The following is a 13,477-nucleotide window of genomic DNA, read 5'->3' on the forward strand; positions in this document are numbered from 1 at the left end:
GCGTATAGAATTTTTCGGTACCAAATAATATATAAATGAAAGAACTTAGTAATAACAAAAGTCAGGGCGATAAATTCGGCCAGATGAAAAAATTTATCTAAAGGAGTTTTTAGAGTGAAGATTACGAAGATAGAAACACTTGAAATTGATCTGTCCGGGCAAAATGGACTTGATTTGTGGCGACCAATTTACGTGCGAATACATACCGATGAAGGAATCTCTGGTATGGGGGAAGCGAGCCTTGCTTATGGTACGGCATCAGAGGCTATTGCTCCGATGATTCGTATACTTGCTGAACGTTTTCTTCTGGGACAGGACCCTAATGATACTGAAACGCTATGGGAAATCATGCGACAGCGTTCATTTTGGGCCTTAGGGGGAGGCCCCGTGATATTTGGGGCTATGAGCGCTTTGGATGCAGCACTTTGGGATATAAAAGGCAGAGCCGCAGGCTTATCGGTTCATCGCCTGCTGGGAGCAAAAACACCAGCACCTTTGCGTTGCTATGCGAGCCAGCTTCATTTTGGTTGGATCGATGAATCATTGATGCTTAACGATCCTGCTGAATTTCGAGAAACAGCACAAATTGCGCGAGCTGAAGGCTATGATTGCGTGAAGCTTTGTCCTGTTTATGTTGATGCTAATGGGGAACGTATTCGTAAACGGGGAGTGTTTACTCCAGCCGAACGCAAACTGGCGCGTTCTCGTATGGAGGCGGTCCGTGAAGGAATTGGTGAGGAGTGTGACATCATTATCGAATGGAATTCACTTACTTCAACCTCCGGAGCGTTACAGCTAGCCGATTACTTTTCTGATTTAAATATTTTGTTCATGGAAGAACCTACCCACTACAATAGTCCAGAGGCGCAAATAAAAGTCTCCAGGGAGTCATCCATTCCTGTTGCAACAGGGGAGCGATTATATACCCGATGGGGATTCCTGCCGTATCTACAACAAGGTGCCATCGACATGATTCAACCTGATATTGGCCTGGTTGGTGGTATCACAGAAGGTATGAAGATTGCTCATTTGGCACATGCTTTTGACGTCGGGGTTCAGGCGCATAATTGTGGTTCGCCACTTGCTATCGCGATGGCATTACAATTTGAAGCAGCTATTCCAAATTTTGAGATCCATGAGCACCACTCTTTTAATCTTAAATCTTGTAACCGGGAGTTGTTTGAAGAAGATTTACAGCCAGTAAATGGAAAAATTGCTGTTCCTGTAACACCCGGTTTTGGTATGACACTTAGAAAAGATGCTGAAAAACGGATGAATATAGTAACTATCTGTGAAAAATAATTATTGGTGAAATGAATTCTACTAACTAAATAGTATGGGGGAAATAGTTCTGACAGCAGAATCTTTTCTTCCCATATGATCTAAGATCTAATATAAAGCTTTGCCTACTGAACATCTGTCATGGAGTTTATCAATAAATGAAACAAGAAATGGCATTAGACAATGTTAAGGAAAATGTTGGAAAAAATAAAATCCCATTTACTTCTTATGATGTCGGTTGGGTAATAATGTGTATCGGCATGGCAATTGGCTCCGGAATTGTATTTATGCCATTGCAAATGAGTGTTAAAGGTTTTTGGGCAACTGCGATTGCATTACTTATTACATATCCTATAGTTTATCTATTAACAAAATTGTATATTACCTCTCTTTCAGAAACGAAACAGACAGATTATGCGGGGACTATAACGCAATATTTAGGGAGAAACTGGGGGGCTTTTTTGAGCTTCCTATATTTTTTTACAATATTGAAGGGGATGCTGGGTTATGCGGCTACTATAACTAATGATACTTCCAGTTATTTGCAGCGTTTTGGTGTTACTCAACATTCACTATCCGATACGTTATGGTTTCCTCTGGTATTGTTGGTAGCAATGGTTCTGGTTGCCTCCCGTGGGGAACGTTTGCTCTTTAAAATTTCCGGGCCATTTATTGTATTTAAACTCATGATTATAATTGTGTTAGGTGCATTGATGGTCCCTTATTGGAACATGAATAATGTCAGCATGGCAAGCCCTGACAGTTTAATTGATTTAATGAGAGATGTTTTGGTTTCTCTCCCTTTTGCATTATTTTCGATTGTATTTATTCAGGTTCTTAATCCAATGAATATTGCATTCAGGAAAATTGAATCAGACCCTAAAGTCGCAACATTTCGCGCTCTCAGGGCAAGTCGGATAGCATATATTATCCTTGTTGTGTCTGTTCTTTTTTTTGCGTTTTCATTTATGTTTTCAACCACCCCGGAACAAGCAAAGATGGGGATTTCTCAAAATACATCAGCGCTGGCGCTGATGGCAAAGATTATCCCTGAAAACACTGGCGGATTTATACCAGTACTTTCGGTTTTACTAAGCATTTCTGCTATTTTAACTTCTTTTTTTGGTATTTATCTCGGTTTTTACGATGCATTATCAGGAATTATTATTAATATTGCAGACCGCTTCATTGTACGTGGTAAGAAATTTAATAATTTTCTCCCTTATTTGGTTACACTTACTGCGATCGTGCTTCTTTGGGGATGGGTTGTTGCCGATGTGTCTACAATGGCATTACTCCAATGGACTGTGGGAACCTTTGGATTAGTTTCTTGCCTTATTCCGTGCTATCTGATCTGGCGAGTGCCATCTTTACAAAAATATAAATCCCCTGCGGTAATTTTCGTATCACTAATGGGCTTTATGCTGGTGGTATCGCCATTATTTAAACTCCTTGAAAAATAAAGGTTTTACAAGTCATTAAACGGTATAACATCTAAGAGAGAATCTGGCTCTTAGATGTTGCTAATTGCGAGATAGATTTTCTTTAGCGGCCAGCAAAATCTTCTGATTCGTCAGTCCTCGTCGTTGAAGCCATCATTAGTTCACATAAAAGCAGTAATCAATTATTTAAGAGGTTAACGATGAGCGCATTATTTACAGGTAAAAAATTGTTAGTAGTAGGTGGTACCAGCGGTATGGGTTTCGAAACAGCGAAACGGGTATTGAAAAACGGTGGTAGCGTGGTGCTGATTGGCAATCGCCAGGACAAAGCAGAGCAAGCCCGTCAGGCTCTGGCGACAGAAGGTCAGGTTGCCATTATTGTTGCCGATTTGATGACAGAAGAAGGAATGAAACATGTGCTGGATACCATCAATGCGGAGCATAAAGACGTTAGCTTGCTGGTGAATGCGGCTGGCGTGTTCTTCCCAAAACCGTTTACCGAGCACGAACCTTCCGATTACGACATGTATATGAGCATTAACCGTGCCACTTTCTTCATTACCCGTGATGTTGTGCGCAATATGGTTAAGGCAGGTATTAAGGGATCTATCGTCAATATTGGCTCTATGTGGGCACGGCAAGCTATAGGCGCTACACCGTCTTCAGCTTACTCCATGGCAAAAGCGGGTCTTCATGCATTGACTAAAAATCTGGCGATTGAGTTGGGCAGTAACGGGATTCGTGTGAACGCAGTTTCTCCTGCGGTCGTACATACACCGATTTACGAAGGTTTTATCCCTAAAGACGATGTGAAGGATGTAATGAACAGCTTTGATAGCTTCCATCCGATTGGTCGTGTGGGGACACCGGTTGATATAGCTGAAACGGTAGCATTCCTGCTGTCTGACAAGACAGGCTGGGTTAGTGGCGCGATTTGGGATATCGACGGTGGTGTGATGGCTGGTCGTAACGCCTGATAACAAGGCCGCACGCGGACAACCGTGTGTGGTTATTAGGGAGCAGATTCAATCCTGTTCACATTATGTCATTGATGCGGATGAACCAGAAGTGTTGGGCGGAGGAAGCATGATAAATTTATTCACATGTTGCCAATCATACGCAGAAAATAACACTAACAAGATTAAGTACGTTATTCGTGTCTGTGGAAATATCCATTAGTTTGAAGAGAGCCATTACTGGGTTATTAATGCCTCACTAAATAGATGGTTTGTGACACAAAACATAACATTGAAGGCGATTTAATTCCGAGCTGGGGCAAAGACGCACTTTACAGGCTAAAAGCAGGAAAGGAACGCTATCAAATTGTACTCGCCATGAATCAGGATAATTTAACTAATGACATTGGAACACACGCTGCCAGTAGCTGCGCAGAATAATAATATCATTCGCTTATCTTTAGCTCAGGCGCTTGCCGGGGCTAACTCTGTAGTCTTCTACGCCACCGGTGCCATTGTTGGTAATGCCATAGCTCCCAGTGGTGCTCTGTCCACACTCCCCATCACTATATTTGTCCTGGGCATGGCCGCCTGCATTCTTCCTTTTGGCGCACTGGCGAAAAAAAAGGGACGTAAAGCCGCATTTATGGTCGGGACGGGGGCCGGAGTGATTACTGGCTTGATTGCTGCCCTTGCGGTTTTTATTGGTTCATTTTTGCTATTTTGTCTTGCCGCTTTCCTGGGAGGGGCTTACGCTGCAGTGGCACTTAGTTTTCGCTTTGCTGCAACGGATGGAGTGACATCCGAAAGGCGAGCGCGTGCATTATCCCTGGTAATGGGGGGCGGTGTGGTAGCTGGTGTCATTGGGCCAATGCTGGTGACGGGAACAATGAATCTTCTGCCACCACACACATTTGTTATTACCTTTATAGCTCAGGCTCTGGTAGCAACCATTTCAGCCTTCATTCTTAAGGGCGTAATTCCTGCCGAGCCAGCCGTGGCAGCCAAATCAGGAGGGCGTTCTCTGAAGGAAATTGTTCGGCAGCCGGGTTTCCTGAAGACCGTGTTTAGCGGCGCGGTTGCGTATATGGTGATGAATTTCCTGATGACCGCCGCTCCCCTTTCAATGCATATGCATGGAATTTCTCAACAAGCCTCCAATCTGGGTATTCAATGGCACGTTATTGCTATGTATGGGCCTGGATTCTTCACCGGTAGGTTAATTAACCGTTTCGGCGCGCTGCGGATTTCCGCAACTGGATTGCTTATTACGGCAGGTTCTGTTCTTGCCGGGCTCAGCGGAACAGATATCTTCCACTACTGGCTCTCTTTGATATTACTGGGAGTTGGCTGGAATTTTGGCTTTACCGGCGCTTCAGCGAAGATCATTGATTATCATCGCCCCGAAGAGAAGACTCAGGTGCAGTCCCTGAATGATTTTGTGGTATTTGGCGTAATGATTGTCGGGTCGTTTTCATCCGGTGCGTTGCTGAATCTTTATGGCTGGAATGCCGTATTATGGGGGTCACTTATCCCTGTTGGCATTGCATTTCTGTGTATCTTAAAAAGGAGTCACAAGACAGTTGTCGTAAAGCATGAGTAATATTTACCTCAGTGTCAGGAAGGTAACCGGTGTAAGTTATGGCAAAATAAGAGGAACGACACCCGCAATCGCAATTCAAGCTGTGGCTTTTTAGTGTTTATCTCTGGGGTGATGAGAACAAGAGAGCACTTTAGTATCATTCTTTCCTTTATTCTTGAGGACGCATTCAGTTTTGGGCCGGAACCGGAAGCTATTCGTGACGCTATCTCTATGGATTAAAGCGTTTTGTTAAAAGCATCGTTAGATCACAAAACGGAAAACTATTTTCCCTACGGTAAAAATGTCGGCATCAGTTTTTGCAGATAAGAAAAAAGCATTATCAGACATGGTGTTACAGCAGGAGCACATAACCAGGCACTGATGCGTACTGGTTTCTTGTTAACTCAAGGTAGCCACGCCCGCCGCCTGATGCTGGCAGAAGGCATGGGGATTAAGCGAGCGCCTGATGCCGACGTTCTCATTGCTGTGTTTTCAGCCAGGCGGCAATATCCTGTGTCGGCAGATGATGTTGTACATTCCAGGTGTCACTCATCGGCCACCACATACCGTCACCACGCGCGAAGGCGACGCGATAGCGCAGCATTGGGTCATGCGGATGTAAACGGAGCTGCTCCTGTAAGTCAGGTAGCGTCAATACGCCTCGGGTAAAAGTTTGCTGCGTCACGCGTTCGACCGTTTCCGCCAGTTTTGCATAAGAGGTCGTTTCCCCCGCGACAAAGACGACTTCGTTAGTGATACGCGGCTGATGCAGATAAATTTCAGTGGTCAGGCGACCAATATCCGCAGGCGACGTGACGGTGACCTGCCTTTCCCATCCGCCGAGAGCATTGATGGTTTTTTTGGCTAAGTTGACCACATCAAAGGCCGGTTCGAAGAGAAAAGAGGTAAATATACCGGTTGAAACAATCACCCACTCTGTGACGTTTTGCTCGCGCAAAAGCGTCCTGACGTCATACTGTTCGTCCCACACCGGCTGGCCGCTGCCTTTGCCGACCACATCGTAATTCACGCCAAACTGCCAGGGGAAATAGCGCTTAACGCCCGCCTCCAGTACCGCGCGGGTGATTTTTATCTGGGTACCAGCACCGGCGACAAACCCCATACAATTGATGATCGTATCAAAACCGTGGAATTGATCTTTTAACGCTGCAACCGAACTGCCTGCGATGTCGACCGGGATAAACCGCGCACCGGCATCCGCCAGTTGTTGATGAATGCTGGAACGTCGTTTGCTCTGTTTATCCCTGGATCGCCCTGACACAATAACGCAAACGGAACCATTACGCTGTGTGACCGCCGGAACCAACGACGCCAGCACTGACGCCCCCAGTTGTCCCGCGCCCAGCACCAATACTTTTTCACCCACCTGATTATTGGATTGTTTCATTTGCCCCTCTCTGTGTTGATTCACCTGTAGATAGAGATTACGTCAGGGATCTGCGTTCGATAAGACGCCGAAGACGGGTTAGACTGTTCTGATAAATGGGATAATTGGGGGGGGAAATGGACAAGCTGGAAGCGATGCAGGTCTATGTTTGCGTAGTGGATACCCATAGTTTTATCAGAGCCGCCGAAGTGCTGGGCGTGCCGCGCTCAACGGTATCGCGGGTGGTTAAAGAACTGGAATCCTGGCTTAAGATTCAGCTTTTGCAACGTACAACCCGCAAACTTAGCGTGACCGCAGAGGGGCGGCGTTACTACGAAGAGTGCAAAAGAGTGCTGGCAGATATCGCGGCCATGGAGTCGTCATTTCCCGGCCGGGCGGCACAACCCAAAGGGCGTTTTAAAGTGGGGATGCCGCAATCTCTCGCCCGGCATTGCATTATTCCTACGCTCCCGGCCTTTTTGCGCCAGTATCCGGAGCTGGAGCTGATACTTTGTTCCAGCGATAGCGTGGAGGATATTATCCTTCAAGGGTATGACTGCGTGATTCGGGCCGGCAGAATCGATGATTCCACCACGCTGGTTGCCCGTCCACTTGCCAGCTTTAACTGGGTGATAGCAGCATCGCCCACTTACATTGAGCGTTACAGTAGCCCTGAAAATTTAGATGATCTGCAAAAACACCATGCGGTCGGCTACCTGAACCACCGTAAAGGGCGTACCACCGACTGGTTTTTTACGCGTGAGGGGGAGGATTACGCGATGCGGATGCAGGAGACGCTGGTTGTCGATGATACGGACGCTTATATTCAGGCCGGAATACAGGGGCTGGGGTTAATTCGCGTCGCCAGCTATCTGGTTGCGCCGTATCTGCGCAGCGGGGCGCTGGTGACCTGCATGGACAACCATTCTTATGATTTGCCGCTTGCGCTGGTCTATCCGCAAAACAGGTTTCTGCCGCCTGCGGTACGCGCTTTTTATGACTGGTGCAAAAAGGCGCTGAGCCAGCCGGAGCCTCTTTGCTAAAAAATATTATTCCGGATATCGCATTGCCTGTTCAGAAAACTTTTTCACAGACGGTCAAAATGACGGTACTGGTTTTGACACATAAGAAAAAGGCATTATCAAACAGGGGGCTACACGGCGAGGATATAGCAAGCACAGAACGTTTGGATGCAATAAAAAATCTGTACAACTGTTATTAATGAACTTTTTGTATAAATATAATCGGATTTAACAATACTCATTGTACCTGTATTTTGCTCTTATCATGGCGTCTTTACGACGAAAGGGTGCTTTAGCGTGGAATATTCAATATTAAGTAACAACCTTAAAATGCCTATGGTGGGTTTTGGTGTTTTTAAGGTAACCGACAAAGAAGAATGTCAGCAGTCAGTGTTAAGCGCTATTCGCAGCGGTTATCGTCTTATCGATACCGCTGCGGTATACGGCAATGAAGATGCCGTTGGTGACGCTGTTCGTGAAGCCATCGCGACAGGTCTGTGTACCCGTGAGGAGTTATTTATTACTTCTAAACTGTGGGTGCAAGATATGGCTAACTACGATCTGGCCAAAGCAGGTATTGAAGCGTCGCTGAAAAAATCCGGGTTAGATTATTTTGATCTCTATTTATTGCATCAGGCAATGGGCGATTATTTTAGCGCGTGGCGCGCGCTGGAAGACGCTTATGAAGCCGGTAAACTAAAAGCCATTGGCGTGTCCAACTTCTATGCGCATGTGTTAGCCAACTTCTGTGAAACCGTCAGAATTACGCCAATGGTAAACCAGGTCGAATTGCATCCATACTTTGCACAACCCGCCGCGCTGGAAACCATGAAGCATTATAACGTTCAGCCTGAAGCGTGGGCGCCGTTAGGCGGCGGGAGACATAAACCGTATGAAAATGTCATGCTTCAAAGGATTGCCGATGCCCATCAAAAAACCATCGCGCAGGTTGTCCTGCGTTGGAACGTGCAGCGTGGCGTCACGGTTATTCCTAAATCCACTCGACAGGAACGCATTGAAGAGAACTTTGCCATCTGGGATTTCTCACTAACGGATAATGAAATGGCTCAAATCAACGCCCTTGATTTAGGCTACGTTGGCGAAGCGGTGAAGCATTTTAATCCTGAATTTGTTCGCGGTTGTCTTGGCGTTAAAATCCACGATTGATCCCGGCGCTTGCGGATGTTTTCTCGCATGAACAGCTTCTAACACGGTTGCCGGAGCGTAGACGGCAACCGTGTGATATTCGCCTGGCCGTCAGGCGCCGAAGGCACCATCGATGGTGTGCATCGCGCCGGTGACGAAAGAGGCTTCCGGGCCGGCAAGCCATGCCACCATTCCAGCCACTTCTTCAGGTCTTCCGTGTCGTTTGATTGCCATGAAACTGTGCATCAGCTCTTTCATGGGGCCATCTTCCGGATTGATGTCGGTATCAATGGGGCCTGGCTGCACCACATTTATCGTAATCCCGCGGGGGCCAAAATCACGGGCCAGGCCGCGCGCCAGCCCTTGCAGGGCTGATTTACTGGCGGCGTACGCGGCCATTCCCGGTACGGGCATCCGATCGCCATTCACGGAACCGATAATAATAATGCGTCCACCTTCCGGCATGTTGCGGGCTGCTTCGACTGACGCATGGTAAGGCGCATGGATATTAATACGGAACAAACGATCTATCGCATCGCTATCTTGTTCCAGCGCATCGCCGAAGAGAGCCACGCCCGCATTGACGACCAGAATATCCAGCGGTCCGTACTCACGCACGAGGCTGATGACGGCATCCCGATCGGCGCTATCCGTCTGGATGGCGATGCTTCCGGTTTCCGCTGCCAGTTTTTCGGCGGCTTCACGCGATCCGGCGTAGCTGAAAACGACCGATGCGCCGTCAGCGCTAAAGCGTCGTACAATAGCCGCGCCGATACCACGACTTCCCCCTAAAACCAGTACAGATTTGTTGCGAAATAGCGTCATCAGGATGTCCTTTATGATATTGTAGTAGCCACTACAATATGCGTAATGAAATCATGCCGTCAAGGAGTTATGTAGTGATGACTACAAAACATAGCCGAACGCCGGGTCGCCCTCGCCAGTTCGATCCGGAGCAAGCCATTGAAACCGCTCAACACTTATTTCATTCGCGCGGCTACGACGCGGTGAGCGTAGCGGATCTGACAAAAGCGTTCGGGATCAATCCTCCCAGTTTCTATGCGGCGTTTGGCAGCAAGCTGGGGCTGTATACTCGCGTATTAAAGCGTTACAGGATGACCGACGCGATTCCGCTCGGGGCGCTTCTGCGTCACGATCACCCGACCGCGAAGTGCCTTATCGATGTGCTGATGGAAGCGGCAAGACGTTACGCTGCCGATCCTGATGCCACTGGGTGTCTGGTTCTGGAGGGCGCACATTGTAACGATAAACCGGCACGAGAGGCCGCCTGCGAGTTTTACATCGCTGCTGAAAACCTGATTCGCACTTATGTCGCCATGCGGTATCCGCAAGAGGCTGACCGGACGACGGACTTTATGGGGACGCTAATGGCGGGGCTTTCCGCCAAGGCGCGAGCGGGGTATGGCCTGGAGCGTCTTCAGGAGAGCGTGCTTCTGGCTGGGGATGTGCTGGAGCGATTACTGCCGGATTAACGCAGCGCATCAAAAAACCTGAGCCAATCAGATACGGGCAAACAGGGAGCAATAGCCCTAATCATCCATCTTGCCGTTGCGGTATTCGGTAAAGTACATCAAAAATAGAGGTGCCAGGGAAACGAGAAATGCAAAAATGTAGTCTTATTACGGTACTTAGCTTATCAGTGTTGATGCTAGCCGGATGTACAACGACCTATACCATGACGACCCGGACGGGAGAGATTATTGAAACGCAGGGTAAGCCGGAGGTTGACACCGCAACCGGAATGACGAAATACGCTGATGTTTATGGTTATCATCGCGTTATTAAAACCAGTGAAATAGTGCAGACGACAGAAGGCGCATCGAAGCTGGACTGGTAATGCGCTAAAGCAGTTGGGAGGCCGTGTCCAGTATGGGTACCGGACTGTTTCTGGGCCTGAATTGAATAGAGCGCCTGTATAGCCGAATTCCGGGTCTCGGCTTGATTTGTGTTGTCAGTTATTTGGTTGTTCCCTGTATAGTGAAGATAAACAGTACTCATGGCTAACGGTCTGTTTTGGATTGCTAACTATCCCGGATTCTGCGCGTTTTATTTAGTCACAACCGTGGTTAAGAATATTTTGGGTCAGACTTACACGCCGGGTATTAAGATAATCCGTCGCATAGAGAGCTTGATCGGCATCATTCGGTTCAAGAAGAAACGGCGTGACTTTAGGTATGAGATCAGCAAACAGGTTATATTGATCCACAGAGGCAAAATGCCGGGTAGCGCTGGCCCAGGGCATTCGCATCAGCTCTGCGTAAGAAGGGGATAGTTGAACAGGTAAATCAAATTCTTTCAGATTAGCTAGCATCTCCTTATTCATATAAAATGTGACCCTGTTTCGCGAAAAGGTGTTAAGCACTGCCTTCAGTCGTTTAACTTTTGCTTCTTTACTCATGCTATTATCAAAAAAACGTGGTGAAAGCATAATAGCAATCGATGCATTTGATGAAATAACATTATGTAGTGGTTTCAGGGCTACAACAATCTGATCGTTTGTGAAGATACGCTGCGTACCAGAGGAAGTAGTATAGTTTCCACCCAGCCAGATCACATAATCTGTTGTTTTGAGGGGAAGCGCTTTTTCCGGTATATTACCCCTGTCAGGTGCCACTGTTTCAATTGCTAGTGAGTCTTGTCCCCAGACATTATTTACTTTAGAACTCAAAAAATTATATTCTGAAATGTTCCTTAGTTTTAGTAGAGTTATCTGCGAGCGGGTAAAAAAGAGATTGAATCTCACTTTGTTCTGCAATTGCCGAAGTAATCTGAGCGTGTTCTGATCGATCAGATGAGTATAAAGACCAACAGTTTTTCCGGAAAGTATTGCTGAGGCATTGTTCGCAAGAAGCATCTCTTTTATAGCTCCTTGCCCAATAATCAGTACGCAACGGTATTTTTCTGGTCTGATTTTATCTATGGGGATATCGGTAAGATTGACCAGGTCAGGAGTGCCATGCCGCCAATTATCATGAATGACTGCGGCTCCGGAGGCGTCTCCTCCGGCTCCCCTGGTGATAATAAGAGGAGGGTGGGTACTGGCATGTGCGATATACGAAAAACAAGCTACCATTGCTAGCGTTGTGTTTCTGATGGTTGTATACATATCGTCTGCCCTGATTTCGAAAATATGAATAATGTCTCCTCTTATAATGTACATCAAAAAGAGAGCATTTTAATTAAACGTTATCTCAACGAGATAAAAGGTTAGCACAGTAAAGTATAGAGAGAATGTAATCATACCAACATTGTAAATGTGGGAGCATGAAGGCCCCGCAAGCCGCCCGGCCAGCATACTCCCATTAATAGTTAAAGTATGGACTTTGCTTTTACCGTAAACTGTAGCCAATATTACCTGATCACTACACCGTACAGTACTGTCAGTAATCTGTCTCCGGTGTCGCGTGCACGCAATTTATTTTTTCAATTCTTTCAAAACGTTAACTATATTAATAGTCACTTATTTTACCAGAATCAATACTGAGAGTTTTATTACCGTTCTGAAAAGAGAAGACTTTTCAGATGAAATGCGTGGATGGTACGAAGTCATTACAGTACAGGGATGTAATAATAAAGATCGACAATGGATTCATTATTCTGTTGCTTTTGGACGGATGCCAAATGGAAGTATTCAATATCTTCTCCTTCTCTCCTGATAAGATTCAGTTTTGGCAATATACACATATATATTGTATTGGAAAATTGTTGATATTGTTCCTTATGACCAACGAAATGGAATTTTGCATATTTACCACATTTTATTACCCTCGACATGGGGATTTTGCCTCCATTGACGGAATTATGTTCCATACCAAAAAAACTGCTTACGGCGATGACCTGGTCTTTGGTATTATCCGGCTTAAAAGACGAGAGACAATACACATTTTCGCCCCACGTTCTGAGCGTCTCATGAATGATTTTCCATTTTATAGGCGACGCTTTTTTAGGAAGGTCATTTGTTGCGATCTGATGAGATGTTTGAAATCCGAAAATTTCTTTTGACGTAAGCTGACAAATTTCGAACTGATAATGCTCATCACAGTCAAGCCAGTAGGGAGGCCGTAGGTTTCTGAGATCCCAGAAATCAGCCTTGCGATAGTTATTGGGATTGACGCCAAATGTTTTTTTGAACTCTCGACTATAGGACTGCACTGAATCAAACCCCATTCTGAACGCGATATCTGTGACCGACTGAGAGGTCAGCTTTAGCAGAGTGGCGCTTCTGCTCAACTTGCGTTGTCTGATATATTTTCCGATAGAGACGCCACACTTTTCTTTAAAAAAATCCTGCAAACTCCTTCGCGAATAACCTGTTATAACAACCAGTTTTTCAATATCAATCCTCTCTTCAAGATTTTTTTCTATTTGCTCTAATACTGAGATTATTATGGCTTTTTTCATCATCATTCCTCTTTATTGAAGCCGAAAATATAAACATTTAAGGTGTTTGACATACTGTGTAATTAAACTGGTGGGTGGTTGTTAGCTTTTCTGGCAAAACAAGAAAGATTTAAATTGCTTGACGTTTCTGAATAAACTTTACACTTGAAGATCGGCTTTTGCCAGTAAAGCTAAGTAATTGGCATGGCGAAGGGCATAATTTCACAGGCGGTTAAAATGATTGAATAACCCTGAATTTT

Annotated in this window: 12 protein-coding genes; 8 read left to right on the plus strand and 4 right to left on the minus strand. The window is 45.9% G+C overall.

The window, feature by feature from the left end; genetic code table 11:
• Positions 1-114: 114 nt before the first annotated feature.
• The 4 genes from ACLJPQ_RS07835 (at position 115) to ACLJPQ_RS07850 (ending at position 5,282) form a co-directional block, all read left to right on the plus strand.
• Entirely contained in the window at positions 115-1,302 is a 1,188-nt protein-coding gene (locus tag ACLJPQ_RS07835; protein WP_080184734.1) for a mandelate racemase/muconate lactonizing enzyme family protein, read from the plus strand.
• A 137-nt stretch (positions 1,303-1,439) separates the two neighbouring features.
• A complete protein-coding gene (locus ACLJPQ_RS07840; RefSeq protein WP_000807034.1) occupies positions 1,440-2,744 on the plus strand; it encodes an aromatic amino acid transport family protein in 1,305 nt (434 codons plus the stop codon).
• Between the two features lie 179 nt (positions 2,745-2,923).
• On the plus strand, positions 2,924-3,700 hold the full coding sequence (locus ACLJPQ_RS07845; RefSeq protein WP_001727416.1) for an SDR family NAD(P)-dependent oxidoreductase: 777 nt from the start codon (positions 2,924-2,926) through the stop codon (positions 3,698-3,700).
• Positions 3,701-4,079: 379 nt separating this feature from the next.
• A complete protein-coding gene (locus ACLJPQ_RS07850) occupies positions 4,080-5,282 on the plus strand; it encodes an MFS transporter (protein WP_023137140.1) in 1,203 nt (400 codons plus the stop codon).
• A 457-nt stretch (positions 5,283-5,739) separates the two neighbouring features.
• On the opposite strand, the gene ACLJPQ_RS07855 is transcribed toward ACLJPQ_RS07850, so the two are convergent.
• Positions 5,740-6,669 (minus strand): aromatic alcohol reductase, encoded by a 930-nt coding sequence (locus ACLJPQ_RS07855; protein ID WP_080184733.1) that lies wholly within the window; start codon positions 6,667-6,669, stop codon positions 5,740-5,742.
• A gap of 116 nt (positions 6,670-6,785) precedes the next feature.
• On the opposite strand from ACLJPQ_RS07855, the gene ACLJPQ_RS07860 reads away from it, so the two are divergent.
• Together ACLJPQ_RS07860 and ACLJPQ_RS07865 are read left to right on the plus strand one after the other, a co-directional pair.
• The gene (locus ACLJPQ_RS07860; protein ID WP_080184732.1) at positions 6,786-7,691 is read left to right on the plus strand and encodes a LysR family transcriptional regulator; all 906 of its coding nucleotides are present in this window, start codon (positions 6,786-6,788) and stop codon (positions 7,689-7,691) included.
• Between the two features lie 276 nt (positions 7,692-7,967).
• The gene (locus ACLJPQ_RS07865; protein WP_000456775.1) at positions 7,968-8,837 is read left to right on the plus strand and encodes an aldo/keto reductase; all 870 of its coding nucleotides are present in this window, start codon (positions 7,968-7,970) and stop codon (positions 8,835-8,837) included.
• A gap of 90 nt (positions 8,838-8,927) precedes the next feature.
• Here ACLJPQ_RS07865 and bdcA read toward each other — a convergent pair whose 3' ends face one another.
• Positions 8,928-9,641, minus strand: coding sequence for an SDR family oxidoreductase (gene bdcA, locus ACLJPQ_RS07870; protein WP_000171957.1), 714 nt, complete (start codon positions 9,639-9,641; stop codon positions 8,928-8,930).
• Positions 9,642-9,718: 77 nt separating this feature from the next.
• Here bdcA and ACLJPQ_RS07875 point away from each other — a divergent pair, with 77 nt between their 5' ends.
• Both ACLJPQ_RS07875 and ACLJPQ_RS07880 read left to right on the plus strand, forming a co-directional pair.
• Positions 9,719-10,309 carry a TetR/AcrR family transcriptional regulator gene (locus ACLJPQ_RS07875; RefSeq protein ID WP_000208470.1) on the plus strand — a complete coding sequence of 197 codons (591 nt, stop codon included), beginning with the start codon at positions 9,719-9,721 and terminating at the stop codon, positions 10,307-10,309.
• Positions 10,310-10,437: 128 nt separating this feature from the next.
• Positions 10,438-10,674 (plus strand): YgdI/YgdR family lipoprotein, encoded by a 237-nt coding sequence (locus ACLJPQ_RS07880; RefSeq protein ID WP_001168017.1) that lies wholly within the window; start codon positions 10,438-10,440, stop codon positions 10,672-10,674.
• A 213-nt stretch (positions 10,675-10,887) separates the two neighbouring features.
• On the opposite strand, the gene ACLJPQ_RS07885 is transcribed toward ACLJPQ_RS07880, so the two are convergent.
• Positions 10,888-11,997: a hypothetical protein gene (locus ACLJPQ_RS07885; RefSeq protein WP_023223624.1), complete on the minus strand. Its 1,110-nt coding sequence runs from the start codon at positions 11,995-11,997 to the stop codon at positions 10,888-10,890.
• Positions 11,998-12,386: 389 nt separating this feature from the next.
• Entirely contained in the window at positions 12,387-13,244 is an 858-nt protein-coding gene (locus ACLJPQ_RS07890) for a GyrI-like domain-containing protein (RefSeq protein WP_077905754.1), read from the minus strand.
• Between the last annotated feature and the right edge of the window lie 233 nt (positions 13,245-13,477).

The sequence above is a fragment of the Salmonella sp. SAL04213 genome (assembly GCF_046550535.1).
GTDB lineage: Bacteria > Pseudomonadota > Gammaproteobacteria > Enterobacterales > Enterobacteriaceae > Salmonella > Salmonella enterica.

Coding starts and splice junctions, on each gene's coding strand:
- ACLJPQ_RS07840 (WP_000807034.1), top strand. CDS start 1,440: ATGAAACAAGAAATGGCATTAGACAATGTTAAGGAAAATGTTGGAAAA.
- ACLJPQ_RS07845 (WP_001727416.1), top strand. CDS start 2,924: ATGAGCGCATTATTTACAGGTAAAAAATTGTTAGTAGTAGGTGGTACC.
- ACLJPQ_RS07850 (WP_023137140.1), top strand. CDS start 4,080: ATGACATTGGAACACACGCTGCCAGTAGCTGCGCAGAATAATAATATC.
- ACLJPQ_RS07855 (WP_080184733.1), bottom strand. CDS start 6,669: ATGAAACAATCCAATAATCAGGTGGGTGAAAAAGTATTGGTGCTGGGC.
- ACLJPQ_RS07860 (WP_080184732.1), top strand. CDS start 6,786: ATGGACAAGCTGGAAGCGATGCAGGTCTATGTTTGCGTAGTGGATACC.
- bdcA (WP_000171957.1), bottom strand. CDS start 9,641: ATGACGCTATTTCGCAACAAATCTGTACTGGTTTTAGGGGGAAGTCGT.
- ACLJPQ_RS07875 (WP_000208470.1), top strand. CDS start 9,719: ATGACTACAAAACATAGCCGAACGCCGGGTCGCCCTCGCCAGTTCGAT.
- ACLJPQ_RS07880 (WP_001168017.1), top strand. CDS start 10,438: ATGCAAAAATGTAGTCTTATTACGGTACTTAGCTTATCAGTGTTGATG.
- ACLJPQ_RS07885 (WP_023223624.1), bottom strand. CDS start 11,997: ATGTACATTATAAGAGGAGACATTATTCATATTTTCGAAATCAGGGCA.
- ACLJPQ_RS07890 (WP_077905754.1), bottom strand. CDS start 13,244: ATGATGATGAAAAAAGCCATAATAATCTCAGTATTAGAGCAAATAGAA.